Here is a 17,961-nt window from a genome sequence, read left to right as displayed (position 1 = left end):
TTATGAGTAAGATTATTGCGGTTAATGCTGGTAGTTCAACATTGAAATTTAAACTTTATGAAATGCCACAAGAAAAAGTTTTAGCGGAAGGTTTAATTGAAAGAATTGCGCTTCCTGATTCACATGTTGAAATTAAGTATGATGATGGCAAAAAATTTGAACAAACTACCGATGTAAAAAATCATGAGCAAGCAATCCAAATTTTATTAGATCAATTACTTGATTTAGATATTATTAAAGATTATTCAGAAATTAATGGAGTTGGCCATCGAGTAGTGGCTGGTGGAGAATATTTTGATAAGTCAGTTATCATTACTCCCGAAGTATTGAAAAAAATTGAAAGTTTAGATGAATTAGCTCCCTTACATGAACCAGCTAATGTTTTGGGAATTAAAGCCTTTAAAAAAGTTTTGCCTGATATTATTAGTGTTGCAGTATTTGACACAGCCTTTCATGCTACTATGCCAAAAAAGAATTATCTCTATAGTTTACCTTATGAATACTATGAAAAATACGCTGCTAGAAAATATGGATTTCATGGGATTAGTTATCGTTATGTTTCACAACGCACTGCTAAGTTATTAGGGAAACCAATTGAAGATCTCAAAATGATTATCATGCATTTAGGGGCAGGTGCTTCAATATGTGCAGTTAATCATGGCAAATCTCTTGATACTTCAATGGGATTCACTCCAGTCACTGGGCTTACAATGGCGACTAGATCTGGTGATGTTGATCCATCTCTTTTAGCATATATTATGCAAAAAGAAGGAATGAAAGACATCGATGAAATGATTGATATTCTAAACACTAAATCTGGATTGTTAGGAATTTCTGGAGTTTCTGGTGATATGCGTGAAGTTGAAGCAGCTCAAGCTACTAATCCCCGTGCTAAAGTTGCTCGTGAAATTTATGTTAACCGAATTGTTAGATACATTGGTGCTTATCTTGCAGAGTTAGGTGGGGCGGATGCCATTGTCTTTACTGCTGGCGTGGGTGAGAATAGTATTACAGTTCGTAAAGAAGTAACCGACCAACTTCATTATTTTGGAATTGGTGTAGATGATGAAAAAAATGATGTTCGTGGAGTGGTAAGAGATATTAGTGCCAAGGGTTCTAAGATTAAAACTTTATTGGTACCTACTGACGAAGAATTAATGATTGTTGAAGATGTAGAAACATTATCAAAAGAAAATAAATAATCTAAAAGGTTCTCAGAAGGAATGAAGTTATAATTTTAAATGAATAAAATACTTTTGATATTATTCTGAAAAGGATAATAAAATTTAAGATATTTTTTTCATCGTTTGAATTATGATTAATATTTCTCATGAGACCTTTTTTGTATATAATAAATTTAAATCATAATTAAAAGTATGCTGAAGGGAATGAATATTTTGAGTAAAGAAAAAAGTGGTGAATCGGGAATGGAGCGAGGCCTTAAAAGCCGGCATGTGCAATTAATTGCTCTAGGTGGAACGATTGGTACAGGGTTATTTCTTGGTGCTGGGCAATCGATTCATTTAGCGGGACCGTCTTTGATTTTGGCATATTTAATTGCTGGGCTAGCTTGCTTCTTTTTAATGAGAGCTTTAGGAGAGCTTTTGTTATCTAATACTGAATGTGTTTCTTTTATCGATTTTATTAATAAATATCTAGGGCCTAGAACAGGATTTGTAGCAGGTTGGACATATTTAGTGTGTTGGATAACCATTGCTATGGCTGAAATTACTGCTGCTGGATTATATATGCAATTTTGGTTCCCAGATTTACCAATTTGGGTTACTGGTTTATTCTTACTGGTAGTTTTGTTTTTACTAAATTCAATTACTGTATCAGCCTTTGGAGAAACTGAATTTTGGTTCGCAATTATTAAAGTGGTTGCTATTATCGTATTGATTTTAACTGGAGTTATTTTAGTTTCAATTCATTATAAAACTCCAGTTGGTTATGCATCGATTTCTAATTTAACTAATGGCAGCTTTTTCCCACATGGATTTAAAGGATTCTTTCTTTCATTCCAAATGGTAATTTTTAGTTTTGTTGGAATTGAAATGATTGGAATGACTGCTTCTGAAACAAAGGATCCGCAAAAAATTATTCCCAAGTGTATTAATGATGTTCCAGTAAGAATCATTTTGTTTTATGTTGGGTCATTGGTTGCTCTGATGTGTATCTATCCTTGGAATTTTGTATCTCCATCATCAAGTCCATTTGTACAAGTTTTTCAAGGAATTGGAATTAAATCTGCCGCTGCGATTGTTAACTTCGTTGTATTAACTGCTGCTGCATCATCATGTAATAGTGCAATTTTTACGACGGGTAGAATGATGTATTCTTTGACGAAGGGAAGTAAAAATAAATTTGCTAAACGATTGGGCACTTTGTCAAAACGAGGCTTACCAACTGCGGCAATTTTTTTCTCAACATTGTTGATTGGATTATCTGTTATTTTAGATATTGTCATGCCTAGTGGAGTATTTGATTTTATTTCTAGTGTTGCAACAACCTGTTTCCTATTCATTTGGTCATTAATTGTTATTACTCATTATCAATACCGTAAGTCTTTAAGTAAGGAACAAACGAATGCATTAACATTTAAAATGCCATTTTTTCCATACTCTGATTTTTTCACGGTGGGCTTTTTAGTCTTCGTTGGTATAATCTTGATTTTTAGAATTCAAACATTAGTAGCTTTATTAGGATCGGTTGTTTGGTTAATTGGTCTTTATGGTTTTGAAATCTATCGAAGTAAAAAAATTGAATAAATAAAAGTCAGTGATTATCACTGGCTTTTTTCGGACTTATTTATTTTTAGATGTTAAAATATAAAATATCTAGATAATGAACGGATAAGAGGTAAAAAATTGAAAACAAAAGTGGCTATTTTACATACAAATGATTTACATTCTCATTTCGAAAATGTTCCTAAAATTATCAGATTTATGAGAAATCAAACTGATAAATTAAAAGCAGCGGGATATACTGTTTTTAAAGTTGATGACGGTGATGCGATTGATCGGTTTAATCCATTGACTGATGCTACAAGTGGTAAAGGTAATATTGAAATATTAAACAAAATAAATTATGATGTTGCCACGATTGGTAATAATGAGGCATTGACAAATTCTCATTCCGAACTCAATGATTTGTATAATCAAGCTAATTTTCAAATTGTATTGGATAATGTGATTGATGAAGATACTGGTCAAGCACCAGTTTGGGCAAAGTCATTTGCAGATTATAAATTAAAAAATGGAACTAAACTTCGATTTATGGCACTAACTTGTCCATATCCAACTTTTAAATTTATGGACTGGAAAGTTCTTCCAGTAATGCCGACCATTGCTGCTGATTTGAAGAAGTGGCAAGGTGATTATGATGTTTTAATTTTATTGTCACATCTAGGAATTAATTATGATCGTAAAATTGCAAAGGAATTTCCTGAAATTTCAATCATTGTTGGAGGTCATACTCATCATTTATTAGAACATGGGGAAATGGTTCGACAAACTTTATTAACTGCTGCTGAAAAGTGGGGTCATTATGTTGGTCAAATCACTTTTGAAGTAGACGGGACTGAAATATCTAATCGTGATGCTAAAGTCTTTAAAGTTTCTGAAATGGAAGCCGAAGATACTGATTTTGAGATGATTTCAGCTTGGAATGATAAAGGCAGAAAACTTCTAGCAAGTCAAAAAGTTGCTAAATTACCTCAAAAATTAAAAAATAATTTACTTGAAGATAATCCGTTAATTGAAATAGGATTAAAAGCCATTGAGAGTGAAACAAATACGGATGCTGCAGTACTTAACACAGGATTATTTTTAGATGACTTGCCAAAAGGAATTGTTGATATGAGTCAAATTCACAGCATTTTACCCCACAACATTCACGTTATGAAAACCGAGTTCCTGGGATATAATTTGTGGAGAATGGTAAAAGAAATGGAAAAAAACAAGGGATTTTTGATTCGCTTTGAGCAGAAGGGGATGGGATTCCGTGGGAAAAATTTTGGGTTATTAATTTATGATGGAATTAAATATGATCAAGACAAACAGCAACTTTTTTGGCATGATAAATTAGTATTGCCGGATAAAAAATATAAAATTGCATTGATTGATCATTATGATTTTATTCCATTTTTCCCAACTATCAGTATTGTCGGTAAAAATACAATTTACTTTAACGGGACCCTTGAAAATGTTTTTGCTAAATATTTAGCAAAAAAATATCCATTATAAGGAGTATGAAATGGACCACAGCCAAATTGAAGATTTAATTGAAAAAAGGAAAATAGAAAGAACACCATATGCTGAAATTAAACGAGTAAATGAAAATACATTTAGTATTAATGGTCATAAGTACGTTCTTGAAGAAAATGTTCGTGATGCTTTTGACATTTTAGAATTTTCTAATGCATTTAACCCGATTTTTACTCATTATGACTATATTGTTGGTGATTGGGGATATGGACAATTACGTTTGAAGGGCTTTTATGCTGATAATCGCCAAGTAGATCAAAGTTTAAAAAAAGAAGCAATTCCGGATTACTTAGTTGATTATACAAATTTTGGTTCAAATTATTTTGTGTTACATAATTTAGAAGTTGCTAATCGACCAGAAAATAAAAAAACTAAAAAACAGAATAAAAACAGTTCTCATTCTCAAAAGCAAAATAAAAATCATCGGAAAGCCAAGACTAATCAAAATACTTATGATAAGTATAAGTCTAATCATCGCCGAAAATTCACAATTCGACAAAAAAATGGAGATTAATGTTTATGAATAAATATAAAGGATATTTGATTGATCTTGATGGTACTATTTATCAAGGATCAAAAAGAATTCCAGCTGCCAAACGTTTTATTGAAAGATTACAAAAAAATAAGATACCATTTTTATTTGTGACTAACAATACTACCAAGCAACCAATCGATGTAGTTAAAAATCTAGCAGTTAATCATAATATTAATGTTTCAGTCAATAATGTGTATACAGCTGGACAGGCAACTGCTGAATTCCTTAGTGTTGATGCCAAAAAGCATAAAAGAAAACAAACAGCTTATGTAATTGGTGAAAATGGTTTAAAAGAACTTTTAACTAAAGCTAATTTTGATTTATATGCTGATAATCCAGCTTATGTTGTCGTTGCTTTGGACTATGATGTAACGTATCACAAATTGGCTACAGCAGTTTTGGAAGTGCAAAAGGGTGCATATTTCATTGGAACTAATGCCGATTCTTTAATACCAAGTGAAAAAGGGATGTTGCCTAGTGCTGGTTCCATTGTTGATTTGGTTCGTTATGCTACCAAAACAGATCCAGTTATAGTAGGTAAACCCAATAATTTGATTATTGAAAATGCCATTAAGAAGATTAATCTACCAACAAAAGATGTGGTAATGGTAGGGGATAATTATGATACTGATATTTTGGCAGGAATTAATGCTAAAATTGATACACTTTTAGTTTATTCTGGGGTATCAAAACCAGAGATTATAAAAAACAAAAAAATCAAACCAACAAGTGAGATAAATAGTTTAGATGATTGGAAATTATAAATTAAAAGATTTTTTTAATTATGGAGTAATTCTTTTATTTAGTTTTACCTTTGCTATATTCATTACAATTAATTCAAGTTGGATATATTTGATAAGTATTTTTTGGTTAAAATTAAACATTAAATACCAAGTTTCTGAAACCATTTTGATTAAAAATTTTTATAGAATGATTATTTTCATTCAAAACCCATTTTCAAATAAATTATTTTTGCAAAAATATCAATTGTCAGCCAATGCTTTATTGCATTTTAAAAATGTGCAATCTTTGATTGTTATAAATAATGCAATTTTATTACTTACAAGCATTATTTTAATGGTAATGCTGTATAATGTTAGCTTTAGGCGAAATATTTGGCGTTTAATGGAATTTATTAGAATCTCTTGGCTAATTATCGGGATATGCTGTTTAATAGTCATAGTGGATTTTAATGATATATTTATTTATTTTCATGAAATTTTATTTCGTAATAAAGATTGGGTTTTTAATCCAAAAACTGATCCGATTATTAATGTTTTGCCAGATCAATATTTCTTTCTTTGTTTTATAGTTTGGTTTTTAATTGTAATAATAATTTGGACTTTGTTTTATTTAATAGGTAAACGACAAATGAAAAGAGCAAATCTTTAAGATTTGCTCTTTTTGTTATTTAAATTATTTTTTATAATGCCAATTAGGGCAGGAATCAATGAGATTACAATAATGGACAACACAACTAATGAGAAGTGTTCTTGTACAAATGGAATATTTCCAAAGAAGTATCCTCCACCACAGCACAATAAAACCCAGGCGACACATGCTGTTAAATCATATTTTACGAATTTTTTATAACTATAATCGCTACTGGCAGCAACGAAAGGTGCGAAAGTTCTTACAATTGGCATAAAACGTGCTAAAAAGATTGCAATTGCACCATATTTATCAAAGAATTCACGTGCATGATCAAAATCTTTTTTCTTAATAAATTTACTTAAAAATTTATTTTCAGTAATTGCCATTCCTACTTTTCGACCAATTAAAAAATTAACTGAATCTCCTAAAGCCGAGGCACAAAAGAAAAGAATAACAAAAACCCAAATATTTAAGTGATATTGTGAATTTGCTGATAGAGCTGCTGCAGCAAAGAGTAAAGAATCTCCAGGAAGGAAGGGAAGAATAACTGCTCCCGTCTCAACAAAAATAATTAAAAATAAAATTAAATATGTCCAATCACCAAAAGTATTAACAATCGATATCAAATGGTTATCGATGTGTAAAACAAAATCTATTAATGTACTCATATATTTCTCCGTTCTTAAAAAATAGCTACACTATATTCTATCAAAAATTGACTAAAAGATGTTATAAGATTTTTTTAATAAAAATGTTGACGGTTTCTTTAATTCTTGATAATATTATCTATGTTGATGAACAGGGCATGTTTCTAAAAATTTGTGTTGACACAAATTGCTTGTCATGTTATATTAATATAGTTGTCTTGTGAGACATAGATAGATTATTCCGACATAGCTCAGTTGGTAGAGCACCTGACTGTTAATCAGGTTGTCGACGGTTCGAGCCCGCCTGTCGGAGTATTATGGAGAGTTGTCCGAGTTGGCCGAAGGAGCACCATTGGAAATGATGTAAACTGGTAAAAGCCGGTTTCGAGGGTTCGAATCCCTCACTCTCCGTAAGAAATAATAATATGACCCGCTGGTCAAGTGGTTTAAGACACTGCCCTTTCACGGCAGTAACATGGGTTCGAATCCCGTGCGGGTCACTTTGGAGGATTAGCTCAGCTGGGAGAGCATCTGCCTTACAAGCAGGAGGTCACAGGTTCGATCCCTGTATCCTCCATAATTCATGGTTCGTTGGTCCAGTCGGTTAAGACGCCTCCCTGTCACGGAGGAGATCACGAGTTCGAGTCTCGTACGAACCGTTGTTGCTTTTTAGCAACTATAATTAAATAGATTTACTTATTAATATCATAATTGGTTCGGCTCGGTAGCTCAGTTGGTAGAGCAACGGATTGAAGCTCCGTGTGTCGGCAGTTCGACTCTGTCCCGCGCCATTTATGGAGGGGTAGCGAAGTCTGGCTAAACGCGGCGGACTGTAAATCCGCTCCTTCGGGTTCGGTGGTTCGAATCCACTCCCCTCCATTTTATAGGGATATAGTATAACGGTAGTACATCGGTCTCCAAAACCGCTAATGTGGGTTCGATTCCTACTATCCCTGTTTTTATGATATTATGGCGGTAGTGGTGAAGTGGTTAACACATCGGTTTGTGGTACCGACACGCGTGGGTTCGATTCCCATCTACCGCCTTTTTGATTGACTTGCTTTTTGCAAGAAAAGGGCATTTTAATAATATTGTTCTGGCGGTATAGCCAAGTGGTAAGGCAGAGGTCTGCAAAACCTTTATCGTCGGTTCAAATCCGACTACCGCCTTTGTATTGCTTCAATCAAACTTTTGCCGAGATGGCGGAATTGGCAGACGCGCTGGACTCAAAATCCAGTGATCATTGTGATCGTGCGGGTTCGACCCCCGCTCTCGGCATAAATAAGTATTTTAAAGGCTTTGTATAAACGGTAAAACGTTGGTACAGAGCTTTTTTGTTTGCTCGTGTTTGTGGGAGTTCATATTATTTTGACCGTTTTTTGACCGTTTTGACCATTAAAAAAGGGAGCTAATTAATTTTAGTTTTCCTTTTTGTATCAATTAATTTACTAATCGAGTTTTCAATTTCATCATTTGCACGATCACGATATTCATCAATTAAATAAGAATAAACACGAGTAGTAGTTCCAACATCTGAATGACCAAGTCTTTTACTAATGATATAAATATCTATCTTTTGTGATAGTAAATAGGCTACGTGAGTGTGTCTTAAAGAGTGAAAATGGAAACCTTGTCTATTTATACTTAAATCATCTAAAGCTTTCCTGAGAGTTTTATTTACAGCATTAGAAGTAGGTATAGTACCAAATTGATTAATAAACACCGCATCAGAGTTATTAGCTTTTAATTCTTTTAATAGGTCAAGCATTTCTTGATTAATTCTAATAGTTCGATTGGAACTTTCATTTTTAGTAGGTACATATTTCTTTTCTAAAGAATTCCAGGAACATCTAATTCTTATGCTTTTAAAAGCAAAATTGATATCGGACCATTTAAGACCTTGTATTTCTCCAAGGCGCATTCCGGTAAATGATGCTAATAAAATCATATATTTTGAAGAGTAATGATAGTTACGAGTTTTGATTAAATAATTTGTTAATTTTTTTAATTCATCTTGATTTAAATATTCAATTTTCCAAGTTTTTTCTTTGTTGTATACGATATTTGTACGCTGTAGAATATCCTTTTCAAGATCTTTGTCATATACGGCATCTTTGATACAAGCAGGGAAAAGGGCGTTAATTTTTACAATGGTTTCTTTTGCATGATCTTTACCATAATCATCAAGGAATTTTTGATATTTTTCACGAGTTAAATCTTTAATTAAAAGGGTATGGAAATATTTATCAAGAACGTTAAATGTATGTTTATATTGTAATTTTGTTCTATCAACGATTGTATTTTCTTTATAAGTTTCAAACCAATGCCAAAAATAAGTAGGTACAGTTTTAGGTAGGGTACTTACTAAATTTGAATTTGGCTCAACTTCATATTTTGCAGCAAACCTTTGTGCTTCTTTTTTTGTGTCAAAACCTTGTTTGCTTTTGATTTTAAAATTTCCATCATTATCTTTGAAAGATAGTCTAACTCGCCACTTTCCATTTCTTTTTGTAAAACTTGCCATAAATTATGCCTTTCTGAACATATGTTCGATAAAAGATTTAAAAATAAAAAGTCCATAAAATGGGCTGATTATTTATGTGATATAATATGAACAAACGTTCGTATTATATTAAGGAGAGATAAAATGCTTATTATTTTAGCTATGTGTATAACAATTGTCATTAATACGGCAATTACAGTTTTTGCTTTGAAAATTAATGCTGATTTCATGACTAAATTTTTATCTGAAACTGAAGATAGATTCGATAAAAAATTAAATTTGAAAGAATCAGTCAGTGACTACATTAAGAAATGATCTGCCTAAGTCTGTCAAATCAATAGTTCCTTGGAGGACGTAAAAACAAATCATAAACATTGTTTTGTTATCATTTACTATAAATTAGATGTATGATCAAGGTGTTAAATATATTATATAAAATTAAATAGGGAGTATAAAAAATGAATGATAATGAAGAAAAATTAAAACAAGCATTGATTTTTATTCAAAATATAATTACTAGAATGAATAGAAATTCACTTTATATAAAGGGTTGGTCAATAACAACAATCGGATTAATAGGAGCAATTTTTGGAGTAACTCAGACTAATTATAATTTATTATTAGTTATGCTAATTCCAATTATTTTGTTTTGTATCTTAGATACCAATTATCTTAGGTTAGAGAAAAATTTTAGAAATTTATATGATTTTAAAATAAAAAATAATAATGTTGACCAGATTTATAGTTTGAAGGTTCCAAAGAATATGAAATCATCATTTTGGAAAGCTTTATTTTCGTGGAGTATATGGTTATTTTATTTGTCATTAGCAGCTTTTATAGTGTTAATTTGGCTTTTAATCAAATGATTTTAATTTTTAATAATTCTTTTTTGAATTTGATAATTATCCTGTGAATCCCTTATGCCTAAAGACTTATCTAAATAGTAATCTGGATTACTTATAAAATCATCCCATTTAACATAAGACATGTATGACTCATTCCCGCGGTAATAATCATTACCTAAATCGTCTGTTGTTATTGTTGGATTATTTTCATTAAACATGTTACCTCTAATTATATTAAATAAGTCTCCGGTTTTTATGGAAGAAACATTTTCTTTATTTCCTTTGAAATACGTAGACTTTTTTTCAACAAAATAATCATACGAACCGTTTTGATCTGGTAAAACTAAAGATAGTAATGCGTTCATTGTATTTCCTTCGGATTTTCTTAATGAATAAGATATTTCCCAAGGTATCCATTGGTTTTCTTCCTTTTTTAGAAATTCAGATTCCTTCATATTAGGAGAAATTAGAACTATAGTTACAGTTGTTCTTTTTATTTTTTCTTTAAGGTGGGTAGAAATTGTTGAGTCTTTAAATTGTTCAAGACTTTCGCCATCTTTTTCCCCTTTATATACATCATCTCCACTTAGTTTTTGATCTATTAAGTAATCAACATAACTTCTAGCCGTTGTTTGACCATATTCCTTCTCATAACCACTCAATTTTCTAACATTTGAATCCTTATATTTATAAGAAACAAAAACACTATATCCCATAATATCCTCCTTTTAAAGTATCCGTTGTAGCGGATGCTTTTTTATTTTGTTTAAAACCCTAAAGTTGGAGTCGAACCAACTTCGTGCTACCGAGTAGGGAATGATATAAACTATTTGTTTTCATCAATATATTTTTTTAATGATTTTAAGCTTACCCGCTCACTTGATAATTTAGATACTTTATCTTTTTTTATTTTTTCAAAATCTTTTGGTAACTCAGTTTTATATAATTGAATTGCAGTTTGGTAAAGATAAAAGTCATCAATGTCGCGATTCCCAATGATAAAGTATTTATTCCCATTTAAAACAAAGGTTGTAAAAGTTTTATATTCACGAGGTTTTATAAACATGAATACGCCTAAAATAATAAATAACATAAAGGCCAGAGCCGAGATTAAATATCCTATATTTTGATTTTTACTTAAAAACCAAAGCATACAATAGGCAAAATAACCGCCAAAAATCCAAAATAAACCTCCGAAGAACCAATAAAATATTTTGCCACCTAAATCATATTTTTTAAAATGATTGTAATAAGTCTTTGGCTTAGTTACTGTTGCTGAAAATTTTCCATGTTTTGAAACCCAAGACGCTATTACAGACAAGGGAATTAAAGTTAATATTGTTTTAATAAAATCTGCCCATTGGATATTCATTATAAATTCCTTTCAAGTCTGCATTTGCATGCTTTTTTAATTTATTGCAAAACCCTAAGAACGGAATCGAACCGTCCATAATCTACCAAGTAGGGTGTATGTACTAGTTTTGCGTAACTGTTCCATCATCTTGAACTGTTGCATTATTTTCTTCTGGATGTTGTGCCAACCAATCTAGTTGACCTTGCACCCAAGGATCTGGTGTTCCGTCAGGATTTGAACCAGGAGCATGGTAAGTTCCATCTGTTTCGTCATAAAATTTAGCGCTATTATGGTCACTATTCTCGTAATTATTTTGTTGTAATTGATTATTAGCATTGCTCTGTTGAACATTTTGAGACCCAGCTGCCTGTGTTTGATTATTATGTTGTTGATTATTTGTTTGCTGTGCATTTTGGGTAGGGGCATTAGATTTTGATGTGGAGTCCTTTTTAGCATTCACCGGACCATTGCTAAGTTTGATTGTTTGTTTACCATAGTTGAATTGCATTGTGCCGTCTTGGAATATTGATATAGTGTAATCATTAGTTTTATCTAATTTTTTACCGTCTGCTTTTAATTTAATGCCTTCATCAATTTTGCTTTTTAGTTTAAATTTATATGTACCTTTTTTCTTACCGTTATCAATATTTAAAGTTGCTTTAGAACCCTTAATTTTAAAAGTATCTCCATCTTGATTAGTCCATTTACCTTGAACTTCTTTCGGGAATGATTTAGTTGAAGCATAGATATTAGGATGATTAATAGTAATTGTAGATAATCCTGAGAATGCAAGGATACTTATTGCTGATGCTTTTAATATGACTTTATTCATTACTTTCTCCTTTATTAATCTGCAAAGTTTGTATTTTTAGTTCTCCATTTAATCATTTTTATTTTTACCCAAAACATATATATTCCAAGAGTAATAATTGAAAGTAATAACCACTTGATCCAATTGCCAAATAATCCAGCACCAGTTCCGTTAAATTGAAGCCTATGACCATCTATTACAGTATGATTAGCCACCCATCTTAACTTCATAACTGTTCCCCAAGGAAAACAGATACCTAGAGTAAAAATCGTGATAATCATATTTAATAATGACCAACCAATTAATTGATGGAGTTTTCCATCAAAATATGAATTAGAATTTGTAAACATATAATTCTCCTTATGTATCAGCTTTTAACGTGGATCGGTTTTGCACGTATATTATCTATTTTTTAATTCTCTTTGTTTACGTAAATCTAAAATCATTTTTCGCATTTTCTTTTGATCATCTTCATTTATATAGTTGACACCAATCATTTTCATTGATTTATCGCCATTCAAATAAATAAAAGGGGAATCTTTGTTTTCCAATATGTATGTTCTCCTTAAAAAGTTTTCATTTTTATAGATTTAGCAATTGTTTCTTCTTAGCTTCAAATTCTTCTTCGGTAATTATTCCTTGATCGAGCAGGGACTTAAATTTAATAATTTCGTCTGCAGCGGATACCGAGTTATTATTTGATGAATTTGAATTGTCTAAATCGTTGATTGCATTTCTAGTTTTTTTAGCAAATATGCCAGCAGTTTCTTTGTTTACGTTATCAATAGTGGTGGAAACTGCTCCATTTATAATAGTTATTTTCCCAAACATAATGCCTTTATCATAAGAAACTTCATTTACTTTATTTAAAGGTATTTCTCTATTTTGAGTACCGTAAAGCATTCCGCGATTAATAAATAAAATACGTTTTTGAGTTAATACAATTAAAACAGTTTGGCTATTTATAAAACCAGATGTTGCATAGAGAATTTTTTCGTTATCTTCAAGTACTTCAGGAAGCGATTTAACTTCTTTATGAGTTCCAAATAAATCGCTTACGCCAGCTTCTTCAAATTGCTTTTTAATTTTATTTAATTTAGAATTTTCTTCGGTTTTTCGCTTATTATCTTCTTCATTCTTCAGTTTGGCTTGTTGTTGTTTTTTTTCTTGTTTCTTCTTTTTATCTATAGCTTTTATTTGTGATAAATCTAATTTTTCATCATTATCAATTGCTCTTTTTACCATATCTACGTTTACTAGATCCATGGCAATTCCAATGTTTTTAAAACCTAATTTTCCAGCATTTATTCCTACTTTTTCACAGCAAGATTCACAAATTTTCCCATTTTTAACGCTCATATTTTGCTCAAGAATTTTCATTTTGTTATTACATACTGCACATTTAGCCATATCATTACTCCTTTTAAAGCTTGAATTGAACTTGTACTGCTTTACCAATAATTCTTCCGGGATTATATATTATTAAATATATAATGTTTTGATAGTCTTTATTTTCTAGAACTAACATTATTGAACATTTTTAATTTCAGTTTGTTTGCGTATTAATACATAATTACTGTCTTGGCTATTAGAAATTATAGAATTCTAATCAAACTTTATTAAATTAATTTATAACCAATTCAAAATTATTATAATACTATTTTATTATCATTATAATAGTAAAAATATATAATGGCAGAAATTATAATAAAATTTTTCTTTTAAATCCACAAAACCAGAATCAAATTGGTTTTCTACTACTGAGTAGGGAGGAATGACTTTTAAGACTAATTATTATTAATTCTTTCCACACTTATCCCATTTCTTTCAACTTTTAATGGTAAAACTTGTTCATTAAATCCTTTATTACGTAAATTATTGATGAAGGGGGTGACATCCTCTTGATGTAAAATTGTTATCACAGTTGGACCAGCACCACTTAAATAAGTTGCCATCGCATGATGCTGATGACCAATTTTACGAATTTTACTAAGATGAGGAATCAGATTTTTTCTAGCATTTTCGTGATATAGATCTGCTTCCATTAGTTTTCCTGCAGTGTCAATATCATCAGTTAAAAGTGCTGCAACAAGTGCATTTCCAATGCTTCCAGCTTTGACAGCTGTTTTAAAGGGCATCATTTTGGGCAAAACATTTCGACTATCAGTGGTCAATAATTCAGTTTTAGGAATGTAAGCAATTAGGTTTAGATCTGGGAAATGACCTTTAATGCTAATGATTTTTTTGTCTAAAAGGGCAGAAGTAGTAAAGTCTCCTAAAATTACAGGCGCTACATTGTCAGGATGACCTTCAATTTTAGTAGCAAATTTAATTTTATCCTGATTAGATAATTTAAGGTGATCTAATTGATTAGCAATTTCAATTCCTGCTGCAATTGCTGAAGAACTGCTACCTAGACCGCGTGCCAATGGAATGTCAGAAGTAACTGTTATTTCGTGAGGAACGAGGTCTTTTTTTAATTTGAGAGCTGTTTTAACGATGCTGTTATTTTCATCATGAGGGATTGTTTCACCTAATTGATGATTAACATTCCATTTTTTAGTTTTTTTCCCAAGTTTGACAGTTAAATAACAGTTAACGGCAATTCCTAATGAATCAAATCCAGGACCTAAATTAGCACTAGTCGCGGGAGCTTTAATAATAAATGACAATTAAATTACCTCCTTATTTATCTAACACTTTGTATGAAGTATCAACGTGAATACCAGGTATTTCATTAACTTCTTTAATAATTTGGTTAAGTTGGATCTCAGATATTTCATGAGTAGTCATAACAACGCTTGCATAACCGTTTTTTAATTCTTTTTGTAAAATTAAACGAAAGCTAGCTTTGACTTTAGTCATGATTTCAGTAATTTTCATCATTTGCCCAGGTCGATCTTTGATTTTTAGTGATAGGTAGTAAGGATATTGAACTTCATTTGGAGTTGCTAAAGTTCCAGATTGCGAATAACTATTAAAACTTTCTCCTGAGGTGTTTGAAATAATATTTTTAGCAGCAGCCATAATATCACTAACTACGCTATTAGCAGTTGGAAGTGCTCCTGCACCTGGTCCATAAAACATTGTTTCCCCAACCGCTTCACCAGTTATAAAGACAGCATTATTTTCATTTTGCACACTTGCAAGGGGATGATTGGTTGAAACTAATACAGGGGAAACAGATACATTAATATGATTGTTAATTAATTTGGTTATTCCTAACAATTTAATGTTATATCCTAACTCTTTAGCTTGTTTGATGTCATTAGCTTTAATTGAACTAATTCCTTTAATTTCTACATCATCAAGCGTTATGTTAATTCCAAATGCAAATTTAGTTAAAATAATCATTTTATAAGCAGCATCAATTCCTTCCACATCATTCGTTGGATCAGATTCAGCAAATCCTAAATCTTGGGCATCTTTTAAAGCTGTTTCGTAAGATAATTGGTGTTCATTCATTTGGGTCATAATGTAATTAGTGGTTCCGTTTACAATTCCAATCACTTCTACGATTTTATCTGCCACAAATGAATTTGCAATTGTCCGTAAAATTGGAATACCACCAGCAACACTTGCTTCATAAAACAAATCGCAATTATTTTCTTGGGCCAATTTAGCTAATTCCGATCCATGGATAGCCATTAAATCTTTATTGGCAGTGATGACATGCTTTCCAGCTTTCAACCCTTTTTCAATATTTTGTTTAGCTTGTTCGACAGTTCCCATTACTTCTACAATAATTTGGATATCCGTATCATTAATTACATCATTATCATCATTGGTTAAAGTAACATCACTTAAGTCGAGATTTCTTTTTTTATTTAAATCATGTACGGCAATTTTTTTAACCACTAAATGGCATCCAGTAACATTTGAAATTTTATTTTGATTTTCTTTTAAGATTCGAACTACACCGCTACCAACTGTTCCTAAACCTAAAATACCGATATTTATTGTTTTCATTTTATTCATCCCTTAATTTTTTATTTTTGCTATTATAGCATGATGTTTCAATCTAATTTAAGAAATGTGTTAAAATACGAAATAAATTATTAAGGAGTATACAAATGGAAACTCGTTATCGCAGTACTCGATCTGAAAACGAATCGACAATTACGGCTTCAAGAGCCATTTTAAAGGGCATTAGTCCTGATAATGGATTATATGTTCCGCAAACATTGCCTAAATTACAAAAAAAGTTATCTGAATTAATGAATTTAGATTATGTTGATTTAGCTTATAATATTTTACAATCCTTTTTTAGTGACTTTACGGAAGAAGAGCTTCGTGATTGTTTAAATAAAGCCTATGGAAATAACTTTACTTCTCCAAAAATTGCTCCGATTAGTTATCATGGAAAGAATGCTTTTTTAGAGTTATATCATGGTCCAACGCTCGCTTTTAAAGATATTGCACTGCAACTATTACCACATTTATTAGTAACTGCTGCCAAGAAAAATCATGTACATAATAAAATTGTGATTTTGACGGCTACTTCCGGTGATACTGGAAAAGCGGCGATGGATGGGTTCGCCAACGTTTCAGATACGCAAATAATTGTCTTTTATCCAAACAATGGTGTTAGTTCGATTCAGAAACAACAAATGCTAACACAAGTTGGTAATAATATTTCAGTAATTGGAATTGATGGTAATTTTGATGATGCACAAACTAATGTCAAAAAAATATTCAATAATCAAAAGTTACATAATGATCTTAAACAAAATGGGTTTCAATTTTCATCCGCAAATTCAATTAATATTGGTCGTTTGTTTCCACAAGTAGTCTATTATTTTTATGCTTATAGTCAATTGGTGAATGATAAGAAGATTAAACTTGGAGATAAAATCAATTTTAGTGTTCCAACTGGTAATTTCGGTGATATTTTAGCAGGTTATTATGCTAAGAAATTAGGTTTACCGATTAAGAAACTCCTGTGTGCTTCTAATCAAAATAATGTATTAACTGACTTTTTTAATAGTGGTATTTACGATAAAAATCGCGACTTTCATGTAACTGATTCGCCTTCGATGGATATTTTAGTATCAAGTAATTTAGAGCGATTATTATTTTACGCGACAGATGAAAATTCAATATTAGTAAAAAATTTAATGGATGATTTATATAATCAAGGTAACTATAAGATAGATGATCAAATTAAAAATAATTTGACGGATTTTGTAGCCAATTTTGCTACTGATAACGAAATAAAAGCTGAAATTAAACGAGTTTATGATAATGATGGTGCTGTTATTGATCCCCATACAGCCGTTGCATCTTATGTTGCCAATCAATATCAAAAGGAAACGGGTGATCAGACACCAATGGTCATTGTTTCAACTGCTAATCCATATAAATTTCCTAAAGTAGTGTTAGAGGCATTAAATATTTCAAGCGACAATGCCGAAACTGATGTACGTAATCTTCATCAGGCAACTCATATGCCGATTCCATCATCAATCAAAAAATTATTTGATTTGCCAATTCTTTATAATAGGGAGATTAAACCAACTGCTATGGAAGCTACTATTAGAAAAATTTTACAAAACAGTTAAGTATGATTTCTGGTTAATTAAGAATTCAAGGATGTATGATATAATTTACTTATATTAAATTAGGAG

19 protein-coding genes and 11 tRNA genes are annotated in these 17,961 nt (G+C 31.1%); 20 read left to right on the top strand and 10 right to left on the bottom strand.

The window, feature by feature from the left end; translation table 11 throughout:
- The first annotated feature begins 2 nt into the window (after nucleotides 1–2).
- From AC0GLR_RS04100 to AC0GLR_RS04075, 6 genes are all read left to right on the top strand, one after another.
- Nucleotides 3–1,202 carry an acetate/propionate family kinase gene (locus tag AC0GLR_RS04100; RefSeq protein WP_495604206.1) on the top strand — a complete coding sequence of 400 codons (1,200 nt, stop codon included), beginning with the start codon at nucleotides 3–5 and terminating at the stop codon, nucleotides 1,200–1,202.
- A gap of 186 nt (nucleotides 1,203–1,388) precedes the next feature.
- Nucleotides 1,389–2,768, top strand: coding sequence for an amino acid permease (locus tag AC0GLR_RS04095; protein ID WP_495604205.1), 1,380 nt, complete (start codon nucleotides 1,389–1,391; stop codon nucleotides 2,766–2,768).
- Nucleotides 2,769–2,867: 99 nt separating this feature from the next.
- Nucleotides 2,868–4,244, top strand: coding sequence for a bifunctional metallophosphatase/5'-nucleotidase (locus AC0GLR_RS04090; RefSeq protein WP_495604204.1), 1,377 nt, complete (start codon nucleotides 2,868–2,870; stop codon nucleotides 4,242–4,244).
- A 10-nt stretch (nucleotides 4,245–4,254) separates the two neighbouring features.
- Nucleotides 4,255–4,779: a YutD family protein gene (locus tag AC0GLR_RS04085; RefSeq protein ID WP_495604203.1), complete on the top strand. Its 525-nt coding sequence runs from the start codon at nucleotides 4,255–4,257 to the stop codon at nucleotides 4,777–4,779.
- 5 nt (nucleotides 4,780–4,784) lie between these two features.
- Nucleotides 4,785–5,564, top strand: coding sequence for a TIGR01457 family HAD-type hydrolase (locus AC0GLR_RS04080; protein ID WP_495604202.1), 780 nt, complete (start codon nucleotides 4,785–4,787; stop codon nucleotides 5,562–5,564).
- Nucleotides 5,548–6,192: a TIGR01906 family membrane protein gene (locus tag AC0GLR_RS04075; RefSeq protein WP_495604201.1), complete on the top strand. Its 645-nt coding sequence runs from the start codon at nucleotides 5,548–5,550 to the stop codon at nucleotides 6,190–6,192. The genes AC0GLR_RS04080 and AC0GLR_RS04075 overlap by 17 nt, the downstream gene beginning before the upstream one ends.
- Here AC0GLR_RS04075 and AC0GLR_RS04070 read toward each other — a convergent pair.
- Complete coding sequence (locus tag AC0GLR_RS04070; RefSeq protein WP_495604200.1) at nucleotides 6,189–6,842, bottom strand: VTT domain-containing protein; 654 nt, start codon at nucleotides 6,840–6,842, stop codon at nucleotides 6,189–6,191. The genes AC0GLR_RS04075 and AC0GLR_RS04070 overlap by 4 nt on opposite strands.
- Nucleotides 6,843–7,061: 219 nt before the next feature.
- On the opposite strand from AC0GLR_RS04070, the gene AC0GLR_RS04065 reads away from it, so the two are divergent.
- From AC0GLR_RS04065 to AC0GLR_RS04015, 11 genes are all read left to right on the top strand, one after another.
- A tRNA-Asn gene (locus AC0GLR_RS04065) sits at nucleotides 7,062–7,134 on the top strand.
- A 6-nt stretch (nucleotides 7,135–7,140) separates the two neighbouring features.
- Nucleotides 7,141–7,232 (top strand) — tRNA-Ser (locus AC0GLR_RS04060).
- Nucleotides 7,233–7,248: 16 nt separating this feature from the next.
- A tRNA-Glu gene (locus AC0GLR_RS04055) sits at nucleotides 7,249–7,321 on the top strand.
- A 4-nt stretch (nucleotides 7,322–7,325) separates the two neighbouring features.
- Nucleotides 7,326–7,398, top strand: a tRNA-Val gene (locus AC0GLR_RS04050).
- Nucleotides 7,399–7,406: 8 nt separating this feature from the next.
- Nucleotides 7,407–7,480, top strand: a tRNA-Asp gene (locus tag AC0GLR_RS04045).
- A gap of 59 nt (nucleotides 7,481–7,539) precedes the next feature.
- A tRNA-Phe gene (locus tag AC0GLR_RS04040) sits at nucleotides 7,540–7,612 on the top strand.
- A gap of 5 nt (nucleotides 7,613–7,617) precedes the next feature.
- Nucleotides 7,618–7,700, top strand: a tRNA-Tyr gene (locus AC0GLR_RS04035).
- 6 nt (nucleotides 7,701–7,706) lie between these two features.
- Nucleotides 7,707–7,777: transfer RNA gene (locus AC0GLR_RS04030), tRNA-Trp, on the top strand.
- A 16-nt stretch (nucleotides 7,778–7,793) separates the two neighbouring features.
- A tRNA-His gene (locus tag AC0GLR_RS04025) sits at nucleotides 7,794–7,866 on the top strand.
- Between the two features lie 53 nt (nucleotides 7,867–7,919).
- Nucleotides 7,920–7,990, top strand: a tRNA-Cys gene (locus AC0GLR_RS04020).
- Between the two features lie 24 nt (nucleotides 7,991–8,014).
- A tRNA-Leu gene (locus AC0GLR_RS04015) sits at nucleotides 8,015–8,099 on the top strand.
- Between the two features lie 130 nt (nucleotides 8,100–8,229).
- Here the strand turns inward: AC0GLR_RS04015 and AC0GLR_RS04010 are convergent.
- A complete protein-coding gene (locus AC0GLR_RS04010) occupies nucleotides 8,230–9,345 on the bottom strand; it encodes a site-specific integrase (protein ID WP_495604199.1) in 1,116 nt (371 codons plus the stop codon).
- A gap of 123 nt (nucleotides 9,346–9,468) precedes the next feature.
- Between AC0GLR_RS04010 and AC0GLR_RS04005 the strand changes: the two genes are divergently transcribed.
- Nucleotides 9,469–9,639: a hypothetical protein gene (locus AC0GLR_RS04005; protein ID WP_495604198.1), complete on the top strand. Its 171-nt coding sequence runs from the start codon at nucleotides 9,469–9,471 to the stop codon at nucleotides 9,637–9,639.
- Between the two features lie 143 nt (nucleotides 9,640–9,782).
- Nucleotides 9,783–10,190, top strand: coding sequence for a hypothetical protein (locus AC0GLR_RS04000; protein WP_495604197.1), 408 nt, complete (start codon nucleotides 9,783–9,785; stop codon nucleotides 10,188–10,190).
- A 2-nt stretch (nucleotides 10,191–10,192) separates the two neighbouring features.
- Here the strand turns inward: AC0GLR_RS04000 and AC0GLR_RS03995 are convergent, their stop codons facing one another.
- From AC0GLR_RS03995 to AC0GLR_RS03960, 8 genes are all read right to left on the bottom strand, one after another.
- Nucleotides 10,193–10,885: a TIR domain-containing protein gene (locus tag AC0GLR_RS03995; RefSeq protein ID WP_495604196.1), complete on the bottom strand. Its 693-nt coding sequence runs from the start codon at nucleotides 10,883–10,885 to the stop codon at nucleotides 10,193–10,195.
- 110 nt (nucleotides 10,886–10,995) lie between these two features.
- Nucleotides 10,996–11,541, bottom strand: a complete 546-nt coding sequence (locus AC0GLR_RS03990; RefSeq protein ID WP_495604195.1) for a hypothetical protein — start codon at nucleotides 11,539–11,541, stop codon at nucleotides 10,996–10,998.
- Nucleotides 11,542–11,644: 103 nt separating this feature from the next.
- Nucleotides 11,645–12,355 (bottom strand): hypothetical protein, encoded by a 711-nt coding sequence (locus tag AC0GLR_RS03985; protein ID WP_495604194.1) that lies wholly within the window; start codon nucleotides 12,353–12,355, stop codon nucleotides 11,645–11,647.
- A gap of 14 nt (nucleotides 12,356–12,369) precedes the next feature.
- A complete protein-coding gene (locus AC0GLR_RS03980) occupies nucleotides 12,370–12,684 on the bottom strand; it encodes a DUF898 family protein (protein WP_495604193.1) in 315 nt (104 codons plus the stop codon).
- A gap of 51 nt (nucleotides 12,685–12,735) precedes the next feature.
- Nucleotides 12,736–12,885, bottom strand: coding sequence for a hypothetical protein (locus AC0GLR_RS03975; RefSeq protein ID WP_495604192.1), 150 nt, complete (start codon nucleotides 12,883–12,885; stop codon nucleotides 12,736–12,738).
- A 31-nt stretch (nucleotides 12,886–12,916) separates the two neighbouring features.
- Complete coding sequence (locus AC0GLR_RS03970; protein ID WP_495604191.1) at nucleotides 12,917–13,744, bottom strand: PH domain-containing protein; 828 nt, start codon at nucleotides 13,742–13,744, stop codon at nucleotides 12,917–12,919.
- 377 nt (nucleotides 13,745–14,121) lie between these two features.
- Nucleotides 14,122–15,006 carry a homoserine kinase gene (gene thrB, locus AC0GLR_RS03965; RefSeq protein WP_495604190.1) on the bottom strand — a complete coding sequence of 295 codons (885 nt, stop codon included), beginning with the start codon at nucleotides 15,004–15,006 and terminating at the stop codon, nucleotides 14,122–14,124.
- Between the two features lie 13 nt (nucleotides 15,007–15,019).
- Nucleotides 15,020–16,303, bottom strand: coding sequence for a homoserine dehydrogenase (locus tag AC0GLR_RS03960; RefSeq protein ID WP_495604189.1), 1,284 nt, complete (start codon nucleotides 16,301–16,303; stop codon nucleotides 15,020–15,022).
- Between the two features lie 104 nt (nucleotides 16,304–16,407).
- On the opposite strand from AC0GLR_RS03960, the gene thrC reads away from it, so the two are divergent.
- Entirely contained in the window at nucleotides 16,408–17,895 is a 1,488-nt protein-coding gene (gene thrC, locus AC0GLR_RS03955) for a threonine synthase (RefSeq protein WP_495604188.1), read from the top strand.
- The last annotated feature ends 66 nt before the right edge of the window (nucleotides 17,896–17,961 follow it).

The sequence above is a fragment of the Fructilactobacillus sp. YLN 2412 genome (assembly GCF_059488745.1).
Note: the sequence above shows the minus strand (reverse complement) of the source record. Positions and strands in the feature narration are given on the sequence as shown.

Excerpts from the sequence above, each read along its gene's own strand:
- AC0GLR_RS04010 (WP_495604199.1), bottom strand. The coding sequence starts at position 9,345 with ATGGCAAGTTTTACAAAAAGAAATGGAAAGTGGCGAGTTAGACTATCT.
- AC0GLR_RS04095 (WP_495604205.1), top strand. The coding sequence starts at position 1,389 with ATGAATATTTTGAGTAAAGAAAAAAGTGGTGAATCGGGAATGGAGCGA.
- AC0GLR_RS04085 (WP_495604203.1), top strand. The coding sequence starts at position 4,255 with ATGGACCACAGCCAAATTGAAGATTTAATTGAAAAAAGGAAAATAGAA.
- AC0GLR_RS04000 (WP_495604197.1), top strand. The coding sequence starts at position 9,783 with ATGAATGATAATGAAGAAAAATTAAAACAAGCATTGATTTTTATTCAA.
- AC0GLR_RS03995 (WP_495604196.1), bottom strand. The coding sequence starts at position 10,885 with ATGGGATATAGTGTTTTTGTTTCTTATAAATATAAGGATTCAAATGTT.
- AC0GLR_RS04070 (WP_495604200.1), bottom strand. The coding sequence starts at position 6,842 with ATGAGTACATTAATAGATTTTGTTTTACACATCGATAACCATTTGATA.
- thrC (WP_495604188.1), top strand. The coding sequence starts at position 16,408 with ATGGAAACTCGTTATCGCAGTACTCGATCTGAAAACGAATCGACAATT.
- AC0GLR_RS04100 (WP_495604206.1), top strand. The coding sequence starts at position 3 with ATGAGTAAGATTATTGCGGTTAATGCTGGTAGTTCAACATTGAAATTT.
- AC0GLR_RS04080 (WP_495604202.1), top strand. The coding sequence starts at position 4,785 with ATGAATAAATATAAAGGATATTTGATTGATCTTGATGGTACTATTTAT.
- AC0GLR_RS03985 (WP_495604194.1), bottom strand. The coding sequence starts at position 12,355 with ATGAATAAAGTCATATTAAAAGCATCAGCAATAAGTATCCTTGCATTC.
- AC0GLR_RS03980 (WP_495604193.1), bottom strand. The coding sequence starts at position 12,684 with ATGTTTACAAATTCTAATTCATATTTTGATGGAAAACTCCATCAATTA.
- AC0GLR_RS03990 (WP_495604195.1), bottom strand. The coding sequence starts at position 11,541 with ATGAATATCCAATGGGCAGATTTTATTAAAACAATATTAACTTTAATT.
- AC0GLR_RS04075 (WP_495604201.1), top strand. The coding sequence starts at position 5,548 with ATGATTGGAAATTATAAATTAAAAGATTTTTTTAATTATGGAGTAATT.
- AC0GLR_RS04005 (WP_495604198.1), top strand. The coding sequence starts at position 9,469 with ATGCTTATTATTTTAGCTATGTGTATAACAATTGTCATTAATACGGCA.
- AC0GLR_RS03970 (WP_495604191.1), bottom strand. The coding sequence starts at position 13,744 with ATGGCTAAATGTGCAGTATGTAATAACAAAATGAAAATTCTTGAGCAA.
- AC0GLR_RS03960 (WP_495604189.1), bottom strand. The coding sequence starts at position 16,303 with ATGAAAACAATAAATATCGGTATTTTAGGTTTAGGAACAGTTGGTAGC.